General features: G+C 62.7%; 14 protein-coding genes. 11 read left to right on the forward strand and 3 right to left on the reverse strand.

The features are described from left to right. Positions 1 to 20: 20 nt before the first annotated feature. The 9 genes from argJ (at position 21) to AC1DVN_RS23450 (ending at position 10864) form a co-directional block, all read left to right on the forward strand. Positions 21 to 1271 (forward strand): bifunctional glutamate N-acetyltransferase/amino-acid acetyltransferase ArgJ, encoded by a 1251-nt coding sequence (argJ, locus tag AC1DVN_RS23410; protein ID WP_051720865.1) that lies wholly within the window; start codon positions 21 to 23, stop codon positions 1269 to 1271. Beyond that, a complete protein-coding gene (gene argB, locus AC1DVN_RS23415; RefSeq protein ID WP_019748607.1) occupies positions 1268 to 2191 on the forward strand; it encodes an acetylglutamate kinase in 924 nt (307 codons plus the stop codon). Before argJ ends, argB begins: the two co-directional genes overlap by 4 nt. Beyond that, positions 2188 to 3387 (forward strand): acetylornithine transaminase, encoded by a 1200-nt coding sequence (locus AC1DVN_RS23420; protein WP_070797303.1) that lies wholly within the window; start codon positions 2188 to 2190, stop codon positions 3385 to 3387. The genes argB and AC1DVN_RS23420 overlap by 4 nt, the downstream gene beginning before the upstream one ends. Beyond that, positions 3384 to 4334 carry an ornithine carbamoyltransferase gene (gene argF, locus AC1DVN_RS23425; RefSeq protein WP_477994265.1) on the forward strand — a complete coding sequence of 317 codons (951 nt, stop codon included), beginning with the start codon at positions 3384 to 3386 and terminating at the stop codon, positions 4332 to 4334. The genes AC1DVN_RS23420 and argF overlap by 4 nt, the downstream gene beginning before the upstream one ends. Further along, the gene (locus tag AC1DVN_RS23430; RefSeq protein ID WP_020907875.1) at positions 4331 to 4810 is read left to right on the forward strand and encodes an arginine repressor; all 480 of its coding nucleotides are present in this window, start codon (positions 4331 to 4333) and stop codon (positions 4808 to 4810) included. The genes argF and AC1DVN_RS23430 overlap by 4 nt, the downstream gene beginning before the upstream one ends. Before the next feature lie 47 nt (positions 4811 to 4857). Beyond that, entirely contained in the window at positions 4858 to 6057 is a 1200-nt protein-coding gene (locus AC1DVN_RS23435) for an argininosuccinate synthase (protein ID WP_007736221.1), read from the forward strand. Between the two features lie 3 nt (positions 6058 to 6060). Then, the gene (gene argH, locus AC1DVN_RS23440; RefSeq protein ID WP_020907874.1) at positions 6061 to 7503 is read left to right on the forward strand and encodes an argininosuccinate lyase; all 1443 of its coding nucleotides are present in this window, start codon (positions 6061 to 6063) and stop codon (positions 7501 to 7503) included. Positions 7504 to 7636: 133 nt separating this feature from the next. Then, positions 7637 to 10618: an acyl-CoA synthetase gene (locus AC1DVN_RS23445; protein ID WP_019748602.1), complete on the forward strand. Its 2982-nt coding sequence runs from the start codon at positions 7637 to 7639 to the stop codon at positions 10616 to 10618. Between the two features lie 39 nt (positions 10619 to 10657). After that, complete coding sequence (locus AC1DVN_RS23450; protein WP_003944045.1) at positions 10658 to 10864, forward strand: Trm112 family protein; 207 nt, start codon at positions 10658 to 10660, stop codon at positions 10862 to 10864. Here the strand turns inward: AC1DVN_RS23450 and AC1DVN_RS23455 are convergent. Genes AC1DVN_RS23455 through AC1DVN_RS23465 form a run of 3 tightly spaced genes read right to left on the reverse strand, consistent with a single transcriptional unit; the run spans position 10861 to position 12967 of the window. Continuing rightward, positions 10861 to 11484 carry a TetR/AcrR family transcriptional regulator gene (locus AC1DVN_RS23455; RefSeq protein ID WP_047888968.1) on the reverse strand — a complete coding sequence of 208 codons (624 nt, stop codon included), beginning with the start codon at positions 11482 to 11484 and terminating at the stop codon, positions 10861 to 10863. The genes AC1DVN_RS23450 and AC1DVN_RS23455 overlap by 4 nt on opposite strands. Next, on the reverse strand, positions 11481 to 12236 hold the full coding sequence (locus AC1DVN_RS23460; protein WP_003944033.1) for an ABC transporter permease: 756 nt from the start codon (positions 12234 to 12236) through the stop codon (positions 11481 to 11483). Before AC1DVN_RS23460 ends, AC1DVN_RS23455 begins: the two co-directional genes overlap by 4 nt. Then, positions 12233 to 12967, reverse strand: coding sequence for an ABC transporter ATP-binding protein (locus AC1DVN_RS23465; protein WP_020969718.1), 735 nt, complete (start codon positions 12965 to 12967; stop codon positions 12233 to 12235). The genes AC1DVN_RS23460 and AC1DVN_RS23465 overlap by 4 nt, the downstream gene beginning before the upstream one ends. 86 nt (positions 12968 to 13053) lie before the next feature. Between AC1DVN_RS23465 and AC1DVN_RS23470 the strand changes: the two genes are divergently transcribed. Both AC1DVN_RS23470 and tyrS read left to right on the forward strand, forming a co-directional pair. After that, positions 13054 to 13662, forward strand: coding sequence for a DNA-3-methyladenine glycosylase (locus AC1DVN_RS23470; protein ID WP_020969717.1), 609 nt, complete (start codon positions 13054 to 13056; stop codon positions 13660 to 13662). Positions 13663 to 13681: 19 nt separating this feature from the next. Then, entirely contained in the window at positions 13682 to 14959 is a 1278-nt protein-coding gene (tyrS, locus tag AC1DVN_RS23475; RefSeq protein ID WP_020907871.1) for a tyrosine--tRNA ligase, read from the forward strand. Positions 14960 to 15412: the final 453 nt, after the last annotated feature.

Genomic DNA, 15412 nt, shown 5'->3' on the forward strand with positions numbered 1-15412 from the left:
GCACCGACAATCCGCAGCAGATCGACAACGCAACCGAGCCTGACGCGACAGTTGCAGACGTGGTTCACGTCGCCGGGGGACGTCTGCTCCGCACACAGGGCGTTACCGCACCTGCCGGATTCCGCGGTGCCGGAATTGCTGCCGGTATCAAGAAGAGTGGCAAGTCGGACCTCGCATTGGTGCTCAACGAGGGACCCGATCTGGCCGCTGCCGGCGTCTTCACCCTGAACAAGGTCAAGGCTGCTCCGGTGCTGTGGTCTCAGCAGGTTTTGACGACGGGCAAGCTGCGCGCGGTCGTGCTCAACTCGGGCGGCGCAAACGCGTGTACCGGCGCGGGTGGATTCCAGGATGCGCACAAGACTGCCGAGGAAGTTGCCTCGGCACTGAGCAACTGGGGAACCGAGACGGGCGCGATCGAGGTCGCCGTCTGTTCGACCGGCCTGATCGGTGACCGCTTGCCCATGGACAAGCTGATCCCCGGTGTCACCGAGGTAGTGCACGAACTCGCCGGCGGAATCTCCGGCGGTACCGACGCGGCGTACGCGATCATGACCACCGATACCGTGCCGAAGCAGGCGTCGCTGCACCACGCGAACAAGTGGAACGTCGGCGGAATGGCCAAGGGTGCAGGCATGCTCGCGCCCGCACTGGCGACGATGCTGTGCGTCGTCACGACCGATGCTGTCGCAACGGCCGAGCAGCTCGATACCGCTCTGCGCGCCGCCACCCACCTGAGCTTCGATCGCCTCGACGTCGACGGCGCCACGTCCACCAACGACACGGTGCTCCTGTTGGCCTCCGGCGCCAGCGGTGTCACACCGACCCAGGACGAACTCAACGCCGCGGTCTTGGCAGTGTGCGACGATCTCGCGGATCAGTTGATGGCAGACGCCGAGGGCGTCACCAAGCGGGTCAAGGTGACGGTTCGCGGCGCAGCGTCCGAGTCCGATGCGTTGATCGGCGCCCGGACCATCGCCCGCGACAGCCTGGTCAAGACGGCACTGTTCGGATCCGATCCGAACTGGGGCCGCGTCCTCGCAGCAGTGGGTATCGCTCCCATCGAGCTCGATCCCGATCGAATCAGTGTGTCCTTCAACGGGAGTCCCGTCTGCATCGACGGCGTCGGCGCTCCGGGAGCGCGTGAGGTGGACCTGAGCGGGATCGACATCGAACTCGACATCGACCTGGGAATCGGCAACGAGTCCGTGAGCATTCGCACCACGGACCTCTCGCACGCGTACGTCGAAGAGAACTCGGCGTACTCGTCATGACCGAGACGTATCCCGTGATCAGCGAGCATCAGAAGGCGCATGTCCTCGCCGACGCGCTGCCGTGGCTGCAGCGATTCCGAGACAAGGTGGTCGTGGTCAAGTACGGCGGAAACGCCATGATCGACGAGACACTCAAGACCGCCTTCGCCGCGGACATGGCGTTCCTGCGGACTGTCGGCATCCACCCCGTCGTCGTGCACGGCGGCGGCCCGCAGATCAACGCGATGCTGGCACGCCTTGGCATGAAGGGTGAGTTCCGCGGTGGTTTCCGGGTCACGACGCCCGAGGTGATGGACGTCGTCCGGATGGTGCTCTTCGGTCAGGTGGGCCGTGAACTCGTCGGCCTGATCAACGCGCACGGTCCGTACGCGGTCGGTATCTCCGGTGAAGATGCGCACCTGTTCACCGCTACTCGACGCACTGTTGCGGTCGAGGGGGAGCAGACCGACATCGGCCTGGTCGGAGACGTCACCACCGTGAACCCAGACGCGGTACTCGATCTCATTGCGGCAGGACGCATTCCGGTGGTCTCGACCATCGCGCCCGATGCCGACGGCGTCGTCCACAACATCAACGCCGATACCGCCGCTGCCGCACTGGCCGAGGCGATCGGTGCCGAGAAGCTCGTTGTCCTCACCGACGTCGAAGGCCTGTACACCGATTGGCCGGACCGATCCTCGCTGGCCACCGAAATCGACACTGACGCCCTTGCCCAGTTGTTGCCGAGTCTCGATGCCGGCATGGTGCCCAAGATGGAGGCCTGCCTTCGCGCGGTGCGCGGAGGTGTGCCGTCGGCGCACGTGATCGACGGCCGGCTCGAACATTCAGTCCTACTCGAACTTTTCACCGGTGAAGGAATCGGCACGATGGTCGTGCCCGGCTCCTCGGTCGCCGGTCCCCAGCAGGGAGCTACTTCATGAGCACGATCGATCTGCAGCAGCGGTGGTCCGCTTCGCTGATGAACAATTACGGCGTACCCCGGGTTGCTCTCGTCCGCGGTGACGGCGCCGTACTCACCGACGCCGACGGCAAGCAGTACGTCGACTTCCTTGCTGGAATCGCCGTCAACATCCTCGGACACGGACATCCGGCCGTCGTCGAAGCCGTCACTACTCAGTTGTCGACACTCGGCCATGTTTCCAACCTGTACGCCAGCGAGCCGGTCGTCGAGTTGGCCGAGCAGTTGCTCGCTCATCTCGGCAACGTCACCGGGCGCGCGTTCTTCTGCAACTCCGGTACCGAGGCGAACGAGGCTGCCTTCAAGCTCGCTCGCGCTACTGGCCGGAAGAAGATCATCGCGGCCGAGGGCTCTTTCCACGGTCGCACGATGGGGGCACTCGCTCTGACGGGTCAGCCGGCCAAGCGGGCGCCGTTCGAACCGATGCCCGCCGGTGTCGAGTTCGTGCCGTACGGCGATGTCGAGGCACTGGAGCGGGCAGTCGATTCCGACACCGCTGCTGTGTTCCTCGAACCGATCATGGGTGAGGGCGGCGTCGTGGTGCCACCCGAGGGATACCTAGTCGAGGCTCGGCGGATCACCGCCGAACGCGGGGCGCTGCTCGTACTCGACGAAGTTCAGACCGGCATCGGCCGGACCGGCTGGTTCTACGCACATCAGGCAGTCGGCATCGTGCCGGACGTCATCACTCTTGCGAAGGGACTCGGCGGCGGAATGCCGATCGGCGCCTGCATCGCGACCGGAGCAACGGCAGAGTTCTTCGGACCGGGCAAGCACGGTACGACGTTCGGTGGCAATCCGGTGTGCGCTGCGGCGGCGCTTGCCGTGCTGAAAACCATTGCAGCGGAAGACCTGATCTCACGCGCCGACAGCTTGGGCAAATCGATCTCGGCGGGCATCGAAGATCTGGGCCATCCGTTGGTCGACTACGTACGGGGATCGGGACTGTTGCTGGGTGTCGTGCTGACCGAGGACGTCGCGCCGGCGGTGGAAAATGCCGCGCGCGAAGCCGGGTACCTTGTGAATGCAGCGCAACCCGGAGTGATCCGGTTGGCGCCGCCGCTCATCCTCACGGATGAGCAGGCCGAGACCTTCGTGGCAGCACTACCTGCCATCTTCGACAGTGCACTATCGGCTGACCAGCCGGGGGAGAAGTGACTACCGTGGTGAAACACTTTCTCAGGGACGACGATCTGACTCCGGCGCAGCAGGCCGAAGTTCTGGAACTCGCTGCGATTCTCAAGAAGGACCCGTTCGCTCGGCGTCCACTCGAGGGTCCTCGCGGAGTCGGCGTCATCTTCGAGAAGAACTCGACGCGTACACGTTTCTCGTTCGAGATGGGCATCGCGCAGATGGGCGGCCACGCCGTCGTCGTCGACGGGCGCAGTACCCAACTCGGTCGTGAAGAGACGTTGGCGGACACCGGACGCGTACTCTCCCGCTATGTCGACGCCGTCGTGTGGCGCACGTTCGGCCAGAAGCGCTTGGAGCAAATGGCAACGGGTGCAACGATTCCCATCGTCAATGCGTTGTCCGACGAATTTCATCCCTGTCAGGTTCTGGCCGATCTGCAAACGCTGATCGAGCAGAAGGGTGAGCTCAAGGGACTGAAGCTGACCTACCTGGGCGACGGCGCCAACAACATGGCTCACTCGCTGATGCTCGGCGGAGTCACCGCAGGCATCGACGTCACCATCGCAAGTCCCGCTGGCTTCGAACCGGCGGACTGGATAGTAGCAGCAGCGCGCACACGCGCCGCGGAAACCGGTGCAACCATCACGCTGACGCAGGACCCGCAGGCCGGCGTCGTCGGTGCCGACGCGTTGGTCACCGATACCTGGACCTCGATGGGTCAGGAGAACGACGGGCTCGATCGGGTCGGACCTTTCCGCCCGTTCCAGATCAACAAGGAACTGCTCGCCAAAGCAGATCCGAAGGCTGTCGTCCTGCACTGCCTGCCGGCCCATCGCGGCGAAGAGGTCACCGACGAGGTTCTCGACGGACCCCAGAGCGTCGTCTGGGACGAGGCGGAGAACCGTCTGCACGCCCAGAAGGCGTTGCTCGTGTGGCTGCTGGAACAGCGAACCCAACTGGACCAGGCGTGAGCGTCGCTCCCACTCGGGCCGGTCGCCAGTCGCGCATCATCGCGCTGCTGGCGGCGCATCCCGTCCGAAGTCAGACGGAGTTGGCGGCGTTGCTCGGTGCCGAGGGCATCGAAGCGACGCAGGCCACCCTCTCGCGTGACCTCGAAGAGCTGGGAGCGGTGAAACTGCGTGCCGCTGACGGCGGCGCCGGTGTTTACGTGGTGCCGGAGGACGGGAACCCGGTACGCGGTGTGTCCGGCGGTACCGACCGCCTCTCACGGCTGTTGGGTGAGCTGTTGGTCTCCACCGATTTCAGCGGCAACATGGCGATTCTCCGGACACCGCCGGGAGCCGCGCACTACCTCGCGAGCGCACTGGATCGGTCCTCGATGCCCGACATCGTGGGAACGATCGCCGGAGATGACACCATCTTCGTGGTGGCCCGAGAACCGCTTTCCGGAGCGGAACTCGCGGCCATGATCGAATCGCTCGCCTGACCCCTTATTCTTTGATAGAGATTTTCAACCGAAGGAGCACAAAAACCATGGCCGATCGCGTCGTACTCGCCTACTCGGGCGGGCTGGACACTTCTGTTGCCATCAGTTGGATCGGTAAGGAGACCGGCGCTGAAGTTGTCGCCGTCGCCATCGATCTGGGGCAGGGTGGCGAGGACATGGAGGTCGTGCGTCAGCGCGCGATCGACTGCGGCGCAGTCGAATCCGTTGTCGTCGACGCCCGCGACGAGTTCGCGGACGAGTACTGCCTGCCGACCATTGCGGCCAACGCCCTCTACATGGACCGCTACCCGCTGGTCTCGGCCATCAGCCGTCCGCTGATCGTCAAGCACATCGTCGAAGCTGCACGCTCGCACGGCGGCACCATCGTCTCGCACGGTTGCACCGGTAAGGGCAACGACCAGGTTCGCTTCGAGGTCGGATTCGGCGCCCTCGCACCCGACCTTCAGGTCATCGCACCGGTCCGCGACTACGCCTGGACCCGCGAGAAGGCCATCGCCTTCGCCGAAGAGAACAACATCCCGATCAACGTCTCCAAGAAGTCGCCGTTCTCGATCGACCAGAACGTCTGGGGCCGCGCCGTCGAAACCGGATTCCTCGAGGATCTGTGGAACGCACCGACGAAGGACGTCTACGACTACACCCAGGACCCGACGGTCAACTGGAACGCGCCCGACGAGCTCATCATCAGCTTCGACAAGGGTCGCCCGGTTGCCATCGACGGCCGCCCGGTGTCGGTTCTCGAAGCCATCCAGGAACTGAACAAGCGCGCAGGCGCTCAGGGCGTCGGTCGCCTCGACGTCGTCGAGGACCGTCTCGTGGGCATCAAGAGCCGTGAGATCTACGAAGCTCCCGGAGCCATGGTTCTCATCACCGCGCACCAGGAACTCGAGCACGTCACCCTCGAACGCGAACTCGGTCGCTACAAGCGTCAGATGGAGCAGCGTTGGTCCGAGCTGGTCTACGACGGCCTCTGGTTCTCGCCGCTCAAGGACGCACTGGATACGTTCGTCAACAAGACGCAGGAGCGCGTCACCGGCGACATTCGTCTCTTCCTGCACGGTGGAGCCATCACCGTCAACGGTCGTCGTAGCCCCGAGTCGCTCTACGACTTCAACCTCGCGACGTACGACGAGGGCGACAGCTTCGACCAGTCCGCATCGAAGGGCTTCGTCGAGATCCACGGTCTGTCGTCGAAGGTCGCCGCGAAGCGCGATCTGGGACTCTGAGCCATGACGGCTCACGGTGACGGAGACGCTCAGAAACACGGCACCAACGAAGGCGCGCTGTGGGGCGGACGGTTCGAGTCCGGACCGGCCGCTGCCATGGCGGCGCTGAGCAAGTCGACTCACTTCGACTGGGTCCTCGCTCCGTACGACGTGCGGGCGTCGCAGGCGCATGCTCGCGTGCTGAACAAGGCAGGCCTGCTCAGCGAGGCCGACCTCGTGACAATGCTCGACGGTCTCGACCGTCTGGCGGCAGATGTTGCCAGTGGTGCCTTCGGACCGAGTGATTCGGACGAGGACGTACATGGCGCACTCGAACGCGGTCTGATCGAGCGTGTCGGGCCTGAGGTCGGCGGACGCCTGCGTGCTGGTCGTTCGCGAAACGACCAGGTGGCCACGCTGTTCCGCATGTGGCTTCGCGATGCGGTTCGCCGTATCTCCACCGGTGTTCTCGACGTGGTCGACGCATTGGCGACTCAGGCCGGGGCTCACCCGGATGCCGTGATGCCGGGCAAGACGCACCTGCAGGCTGCTCAACCGGTCTTGTTGGCACATCATTTGCTCGCCCATGCGCATCCGCTGTTGCGCGACGTGCAACGTCTTCGCGACTTCGACGTGCGAGCTGCGGTGTCCCCGTACGGTTCCGGTGCACTTGCCGGTTCCTCGCTCGGTCTCGACCCCGAAGCCATTGCCGCGGAATTGAAGTTCGACAGCTCGGCCGAGAACTCGATCGACGCAACCGCTTCGCGTGATTTTGCGGCCGAGGCAGCGTTCGTGCTTGCGATGATCGGTGTCGATCTCTCCCGCATGGCGGAAGAGATCATCATCTGGAGCACACCGGAATTCGGTTACATCACGCTTGCCGACGCGTGGTCGACGGGTTCGTCGATCATGCCGCAGAAGAAAAACCCGGATGTTTCGGAACTCACGCGCGGTAAGTCTGGTCGTCTGATCGGTAACCTCACCGGCCTGCTGGCGACGCTCAAGGCTCAGCCGCTGGCGTACAACCGCGATCTGCAAGAGGACAAGGAACCGGTCTTCGACTCGGTTGCGCAGCTGGAGATGTTGCTCCCGGCCATCACCGGCCTGGTGCAGACTCTCGAGTTCCACACCGCGCGTATGGCGGAACTTGCTCCGGCAGGGTTCACGTTGGCCACCGACATCGCGGAGTGGATGGTGCGCCAGGGCGTGCCGTTCCGGGTTGCACACGAGGCTGCTGGAGCGTGTGTGCGTGTCGCCGAAGCGCGAGGCGTCGGACTCGAAGATCTCACGGACGAGGAACTGGCCGGCGTCGACAGTGCGCTGACTCCCGCTGTTCGTGAGGTGCTGACAGTCGAGGGTTCCATCGCTTCGCGTAATGCGCGAGGCGGCACCGCGGGGGTGCGGGTAGCAGAACAGTTGGACGGAGTCCGAGCAGTGGCGCAGTCGCTGCGGGAATGGACCCTCTGACCTTGCGGTCACGAGTGTTTCCTCTCTCTTTTCGGCAGTAGTCCTTCGGTCGTACGCGGTCAGGGAGCAGAATTTGCTCCCGCGCGCGGGAAAAATGAGACTGACGTCACATGGTGAGTAACTTGGGAGTGAAATGGTGGGATTGAATTCCAAGTCTGTGCTGGGCCCGATTCGTCGGGTGGTTGCGACAGCACAAAACGGCCTCGAGGTCGTCCGGTTGGGTGGGCTGGAAACGGATGCGACCACGTCGCCGTTCGAGATCGTCGAGCGCGCTGCGATGTACCGGCTTCGCCGCTACTTCCCGGACAGCGATCCGGAAACCGTCGGTGCACCGATCGTGCTGATCCCGCCGATGATGATGTCGGCGAACGTGTACGACGTGACCCGCGACCAGGGTGCTGTGGGAATTCTGCACGAGATGGGCCTGGACCCCTGGGTAGTCGATTTTGGTTCGCCCGACTCCGAAGAGGGCGGTTGGGATCGCAATCTCGCCGATCACATCATCGCTCTCAGCGACATCATCGACCACATCCACCGTCACACCGGTAAAGATGTTCACATCTCCGGCTATTCGCAGGGCGGCATGTTTGCCTATCAAGCTGCCGCGTATCGGCGTAGTCGAAACATCGCCAGCGTCATCACCTTCGGCAGTCCGGTTGACACACTCGCCGCGTTGCCCTTCGGTATCCCGGCCGGATTGGCCACCAAGGGTGCGGATTTCCTCGCCGATCACGTCTTCAATCGCCTGGCGGTCACCGGGTGGATGGCTCGCACCGGGTTCCAGTTGCTCGATCCCGTGAAGACGTTGAAGATGCGCGTCGACTTCCTGCTTCAACTGCACGACCGTGAGGCTTTGCTGCCGAGGGAGCAGCAGCGACGCTTCCTCGCGACCGAGGGTTGGGTCGCGTGGTCCGGGCCCGCGGTTGCCGAACTGCTCAAGCAGTTCATCGTGCACAACCGAATGATGACCGGTGGTTTTGTCATCAAGGATCAATTGGTCTCGCTCGCCGAGATCACCTGCCCCATCCTGGCATTCGTCGGCGAGGTCGACGACATCGGTCAACCTCAGGCGGTTCGCGGGATCAGCCAGGCAGCGCCGCGGGCCAAGGTCTACGAATCTACCTTGCGCGCAGGTCATTTCGGATTGGTTGTCGGTTCCACCGCAGCCAATCACACCTGGCCGACCACCGGTGAATTCGTGCAGTGGACCGAGACGGGTGGACCCCTCCCGGACCGTATCGCGAACATGGTCTACGGCGCCGACCTCGAAGACCAGACCGGTGTGTCGATCAGCAATCGGATCATCCACACCGTCGCCTCGGTCGCTGAAGTAGGTGCAGGAGTCACCAAAGGAATCAGTGACCTTGCAGCCGGTGCGTTGCGCGGGACTTTCGAATTGTCCGGTGAAGCGGCACGCGCGTTGCCACGTCTTGCGCGACTCAACCAAATTCAGCCACACACCAAGATCTCGCTGAGTCAATTGCTCGCGGAGCAGCGTCGAAAAGCACCGAACGGCGAGTGCTTCCTCTTCGACAATCGTGTGCACACCTATGAAGCGGTCAACGCCCGCATCGACAATGTCGTGCGTGGATTGATTTCTGTGGGAGTACGTCCGGCAGCGCACGTCGGTGTCCTGATGGAGACCCGCCCCAGCGCGCTCGCGGCCATCGCGGCCCTGTCGCGCCTCGGTGCCGTTGCCGTCATGCTTCCGCCGGGGTCCGACATCTCGGCGGCGGTCAAGTTGGGATCGGTTGATCGGATCATTACCGATCCGGAGAACGTCGACGCTGCAGTGGTTACCGGTAGGCCGGTCTTGGTACTCGGCGGCGGCGATGCCCGCGGACTCGAGGTGGATCCGTCACACGACGTGATCGATCTCGAACAAATCGATCCGACGAAGGTCAATCTGCCCGGTTGGTACCGGCCGGATCCCGGGGTCGCCCGTGAACTCGCATTCATCATCTTTGCGGAATCGGGCGGTGTGCTCGAAGCCAAGCAGATCACCAACTACCGGTGGGCACTGTCTGCCTTCGGAACGGCCACGGCGGCAGATCTCGATCGCGGTGACACCGTGTACTGCCTTGCACCACTCCATCATTCGTCGAGTCTGCTCGCGACCATCGGTGGCGCCATGGCCGGTGGCTCACGGATTGCGCTCTCACGCGGACTGAATCCGGCTCGATTCGTCGAGGAAATCCACCGCTACGGTGTGACCGTCGTGAGTTACACGTGGTCGATGATGCGCGAGATCCTCGACGAGGATCTTCTTCTCATCGACGGTAGCCATCCGGTCCGACTGTTCATCGGTTCGGGAATGCCTCACGGGCTGTGGAAGCGGACCACGGAGGCGTTCGACCCCGCGCAGGTGCTCGAGTTCTATGCGTCGACCGAAGGTGACGTGATTCTTGCCAATGTCGCGGGCTCCAAAGTTGGTTCCAAGGGCCGCCCGTTGCCGGGTAGCGCGCAGGTGCGGTTGGCGGCATACGACCCGCTGAGTGGTCGGCTCCTCGAAAATGGAAACGGATTTGTCCGTGAGTGCGCCGAAGACGAAGTCGGGTTGCTACTCGGGCGCGCGGGATTCACTGCCGATCTCTCGGGCGGAGCCATGCGGGGACTCTTCCAAGCGGGTGATTCGTGGATTCCCACGGAGAATCTCTTCCGCCGGGACGCCGACGGCGACTACTGGCTGATCGATCACAAGAACACGGTCATTTCGACGCTCCGCGGTCCCGTGTTCACCCAGCCGATCGTCGACGCGTTGTCGAGTGTGGCGCGGGTGGATCTTGCCGTCGCATACGGCGTCGGTGACGCGCCGCATCAGCTGGCGGTCGCTGCCGTGACATGGCGTCCGGGGCGGCAGTTCCGTTCCGCCGAGCTTGCGGAGGCTCTCTCGCGCATCGCTTTTGATGCGCGCCCGGATATCGTGCACGTGGTAGACGAGATCCCGGTGGGTTCGTCGTACCGTCCGAGCTCCACTGCGTTAGCTGCCGCCGGATTGCCGGCGCCAGGACCACGGACCTGGTTCCTCGATTCCGAGACGCAGTCGTACAAGCGGCTGACCAAGGCAATTGCCGCGCAGTTGATGCCGACGAGGGTGGGCACCGGAGCACGGTAGCCTGAGGACATTCTGTTTGATCGGTTCGAGAGGACTCACGTGGCTATTGATTCGACGTTGCTAAGCATTTTGGCCTGCCCCCAGGACAAAGGCCCGCTGTTGCTGGTCGGGGACGAGTTGCTCTACAACCCGCGCCTGCGGCGTGCATACCCGATCGAGAACGGCATTCCAGTTCTGTTGATCGACGAGGCACGCGATGTGGCGGACGACGAGCACGAGAAGTTGCTCGCGCGGGCTGAAGGCTAGATCGGTAATTCACCGGTCAGGTACCGCTGGAGGTTCGGAGCCACCAGCGGTACCAAAGCGTCAACGCTCAATGATGCGAGTGGTTCGAGTCCGAGCACATATCGCGTGACCAGCAGTCCGGCCATCTGAGATGCCACCAATTCCGCTCTGATCAAGCCGGTACCAGGTGGTGTGTCCACCCGCGGAATGATGTCGCGCAATACGACATCGAGCAGAAAGCTCTGGATCAGCTGCGATCCGTCGCCGGAAACCGCCGATCGAAAAGCCGCCAGAATCGCCGGCTGGTGTTCCGATTCCCACAGCCCGATCACTGCTCTGAGTAGATTTTCGCCGAGATTTTCGGTCGGAGAGGCGTGAACCGGTCCCAATACCTGGACTGGATCGATCGGTAGCGCGATCGCAGCGGTGAACAACTGCTCCTTGCTTCCGAAATGATGATGAATCATGGCCGGATCGACGTCAGCGGCCGCAGCTATCGATCGAACGGTTGTTCGTCGAAAACCGTTCTGGGAGAACGCCCGTCGCGCCGAATCGAGGATCTGCGCGCGAGTCTCCGACTTGCCCGGTCGTCGCCCCGAACGAATCGGTGCCGGTGCGGGCGCCGTGTCGTTGTCGGTCATGGAGTGCGGCGATCGAGTGTTGCCGCGGCCAGCGAGAGTGCTGCGGCGGCGAAGCCCGCCATGACGGCGAGATCACGCCACATCTGACCCGTCGCGTCGGCATGCATCGACACTTGCTGAAGTGCGTCGACGGCGTAGCTCAAGGGGAGGACGTTGCTGATCCATTCGAGCCAGGTCGGCAATTGATCGCGGGGCACCAGGAGTCCACAGAGGAACAGTTGGGGGACCACAACTACCGGCATGAACTGCACCGCTTGGAACTCGGTCTTCGCGAATGCGCTGGCCAACAGGCCGAGCGCAACGCCGAGTATTGCGCCGAGAACTGCAATGACGATGACCCAGGCAAGACTGCCGGCGATGGTGAGTCCGAGAAATCCGAAAGCAACCGCGCACGCGAGAGCTGCCTGAGCGGCGGCCGAGAGCGAAAATGCCGCGCCGTATCCCGCCAGAAGATCGAGTTTGCCCATCGGTGTGGTGAGCAGGCGTTCGAGTGTTCCTGAACTGCGTTCGCGCTGCATGGCGATGGACGTGACCAGGAACATGACTACAAACGGCAAGATTCCCAGCATGGTGATCGCCACCCGTTGGAACAGTGAAACCTGGCCGGGCGGCGTGGGTACGTCTTGGTAGAGGAAATACAGCAAAATCATCAACAACGACGGGACCAACAAGATCATGGCCACCGTGCGATGGTCCTGGCGGAGCTGAAGCAGAATGCGTACGGTCGTAGCACCGAAGATCCTGATGCTCATGATATTTCGCCTCCGACGGGTGAAGTCCGAATCAGCTCGAGGAAGGCGTCCTCGAGGCGTTCACATCTGGTTTTGGCGCGCAATTCATCGGGTGTGAGTTGAGCGAGGAGATGCCCGTCTCGCATCAGGATCAGTTCAGCGCAGTGGTCGGCCTCATCCATGACGTGGCTGGAGACCAACAGGGTGGTTCCGCTGCGAGCAAGGTCGGCAAATCGTTCCCACAATTCGACACGAAGCACCGGATCGAGACCGACGGTCGGTTCGTCGAGGATCAACACATCAGGTGATGCCACCAACGCGCATGCCAGCGAGACTCGACCGCGTTGACCTCCGGACAGATCGGCGGCGGTCCGGTCGGCGTATCGGCTCAATCCGACGGCGTCGACCGCTGCTGCGACGTCTGCGCCGGACTTGCCGTACAGAGCTCCGAAGTACTGGACGTTTCGAGTGACCGTCAGGTCGCCGTACACGCTGGGGGATTGGGTGACGTATCCGACCCGGCGGCGAAGGGCAACGGACCCCGCGAGGTCGCCCAGGACTCTGACCTCACCACTTTCGACGATCTGGGTTCCGACTATCGCGCGCATCAGGGTTGTCTTGCCGCAGCCGGACGGGCCGAGCAGTCCGGTGATCGATCCTGCCGAAACCTGCAGGTCGAGTGAGTGAAGAACTTCGTGCTTGCCGCGAATGACTCGTAGTCCGCGGATGTCTATTGCCGGCGTGGTGGTCACGGTTCGCCTCATTTCAATAATTCATCACTTGTTGAATTATGCGACTCGGCCGACCGATGAGTCAACGGCGTGGGCACAATCGAAGGGTGAGTATCGAGACCTTGGAAAATGTGAAGAACCCGTTGGAAGCGGGCCTGACAATTCTCGGCTCGACCTTGATCGTCGACGACATCTCGCTGAGGATTGTCGAGGTCGAGGCGTACGGAGGGGAGAAGGACGGGCCCTGGCCAGATCCGGCAGCACATTCGTATCGGGGGCAAACGCCGCGGAACAGCGTGATGTTCGGGCGGGCGGGCCGTCTCTACGTCTACCGCAGCTACGGAATGCACTTTTGTATGAACATCTCGTACGGCCCGGATGGTGTCGCGGGTGGTGTTCTGCTCCGAGCGGCCGAAATCGAGGCCGGTCACGATGTGGTGTCGGCTCGGAGATCGCCGGATCGACCATCTCACCAATGGGCCAGAGGGCCAGGTAATCTCGGCGCTTCCGTTGCAATCACGTTGGCGGACAACGGAACAGACGTGTTCAACCCCGCTTCGCGGGTTCGGCTCGAATTGGGGGAGTCGAAGGAATGGGTCAGTGGACCGCGGGTGGGGGTCAGTACTGCGGCCGAGGTCCCGTGGCGCCTCTGGATTCCGGACTCGCGAGCGGTGTCCGCGTACCGCCGAAGCCCGCGAGCGCCGGTCATTTCGTGAAGATGGGATGATCGAGTCCGTGACTGAGAATATTCTCGACGAACTGACCTGGCGTGGGCTGATCGCCCAATCAACTGATCTCGACGCTTTGCGTAAAGATCTCGAGGCCGGACCGGTCACGTTGTATGCGGGCTTCGACCCGACCGGACCGAGCCTGCACGCAGGTCACCTGGTTCCGCTCCTCGCGCTCAAGCGGTTTCAGCGTGCCGGTAACCGTCCGATCGTTCTTGCCGGCGGTGCAACAGGCCTGATCGGTGATCCCCGTGACGTCGGGGAACGGACGATGAACTCCGCCGATACTGTCGCGGACTGGGCAGGTCGCATCCGTGGTCAGCTCGAACGATTCGTGGATTTCGACGATTCACCGACGAGTGCGGTCATCGAGAACAATATGAACTGGACCGGCAAGATGTCGGCCATCGACTTCCTGCGTGATGTCGGCAAACACTTCTCTGTGAACGTCATGCTTGCGCGTGACACCGTGAAGCGTCGTCTCGAGTCGGACGGGATGTCGTACACCGAGTTCAGCTACATGCTGCTCCAAGCCAACGACTACCTGCACTTGCGACGCGATCTCGGCTGCACTCTGCAGGTCGGTGGGTCCGATCAGTGGGGCAACATCATCGCGGGCGTCGAACTCAACCGTCGTGTCGACGGCGAGAGTGTTCACGCAATGACCGTTCCGCTGGTGACCTCGGCTGATGGGAAGAAGTTCGGAAAGTCGACCGGTGGCGGAAGCTTGTGGCTCGACCCCGAGATGACCAGCCCGTACGCGTGGTACCAGTACTTCGTGAACACCGGCGACGCCGACGTGATCAAGTACCTGCGCTGGTTCACGTTCCTGACCGCAGACGAACTCGCGGAGTTGGAGACTGCAACAGCGGAGCGTCCGCATGCGCGCGAAGCGCAGAAGCGATTGGCCGCCGAGATGACGACCTTGGTTCACGGAGAACACAACACTCGCGCCGTCGAGCTCGCCAGCCAGGCGTTGTTCGGCAAGGCGGAATTGGCGGAACTCGACGAGTCGACGCTCGCCGCGGCGCTGAAGGAAGCATCTGTCAGCGAATTGGCGCCGGGGGAGCCGCGCACGATCATCGATCTGCTTGTGACGAGCGGTTTGTGTGAGAGCAAAGGAGCTGCTCGACGCGCAGTGAAGGAAGGCGGCGCTTCGGTGAACAACCAGAAGGTGTCGGCCGACGACTGGGAGCCCGCCGCATCCGATCTGCTTCACGGCAGCTGGTTGGTCGTCCGGCGCGGAAAGCGCAATTTCGCCGGCGTGAAAATACTTTCGAACTGACGTGTGTGGGGTCACAGTTGTCTCGCGGGGCTCCTGTGGCCGTTGGTGGCCCGCCTGCGGGCGGGCTACCAGCGGATTTAACCTGGCGAACACCTGCGACCTGCACGTTTGACGCTCAGTTTTCATTCGCGTAACTTTGTCCAAGTCAGAGCGACACGGACACCAACCCCGACCGAGAGGCCGGGGACACGCGGTTGGACGAAGTCGGAGACATTCACGCTCAACGGGAACTTGCTTCCTGGGAGCGAACAAGCTAAGATTGTAACCCTTGCCCCGGAGCTTTCAACCAGTTTGAAGCGATGGAGTGTGCGTGTTCTTTGAGAACTCAACAGTGTGTCGATGAATGTCAGTGCCAAATATTTTTTGGTACTTCACATCCGCGAATGATCAACCGCCTCTTGGGGTTTGGTTGGTTTGTGTGTGGTGTGAGTATTTTTCGTCGGTGATTGTTCA

The sequence above is a fragment of the Rhodococcus sp. P4_E4 genome, assembly GCF_056401575.1.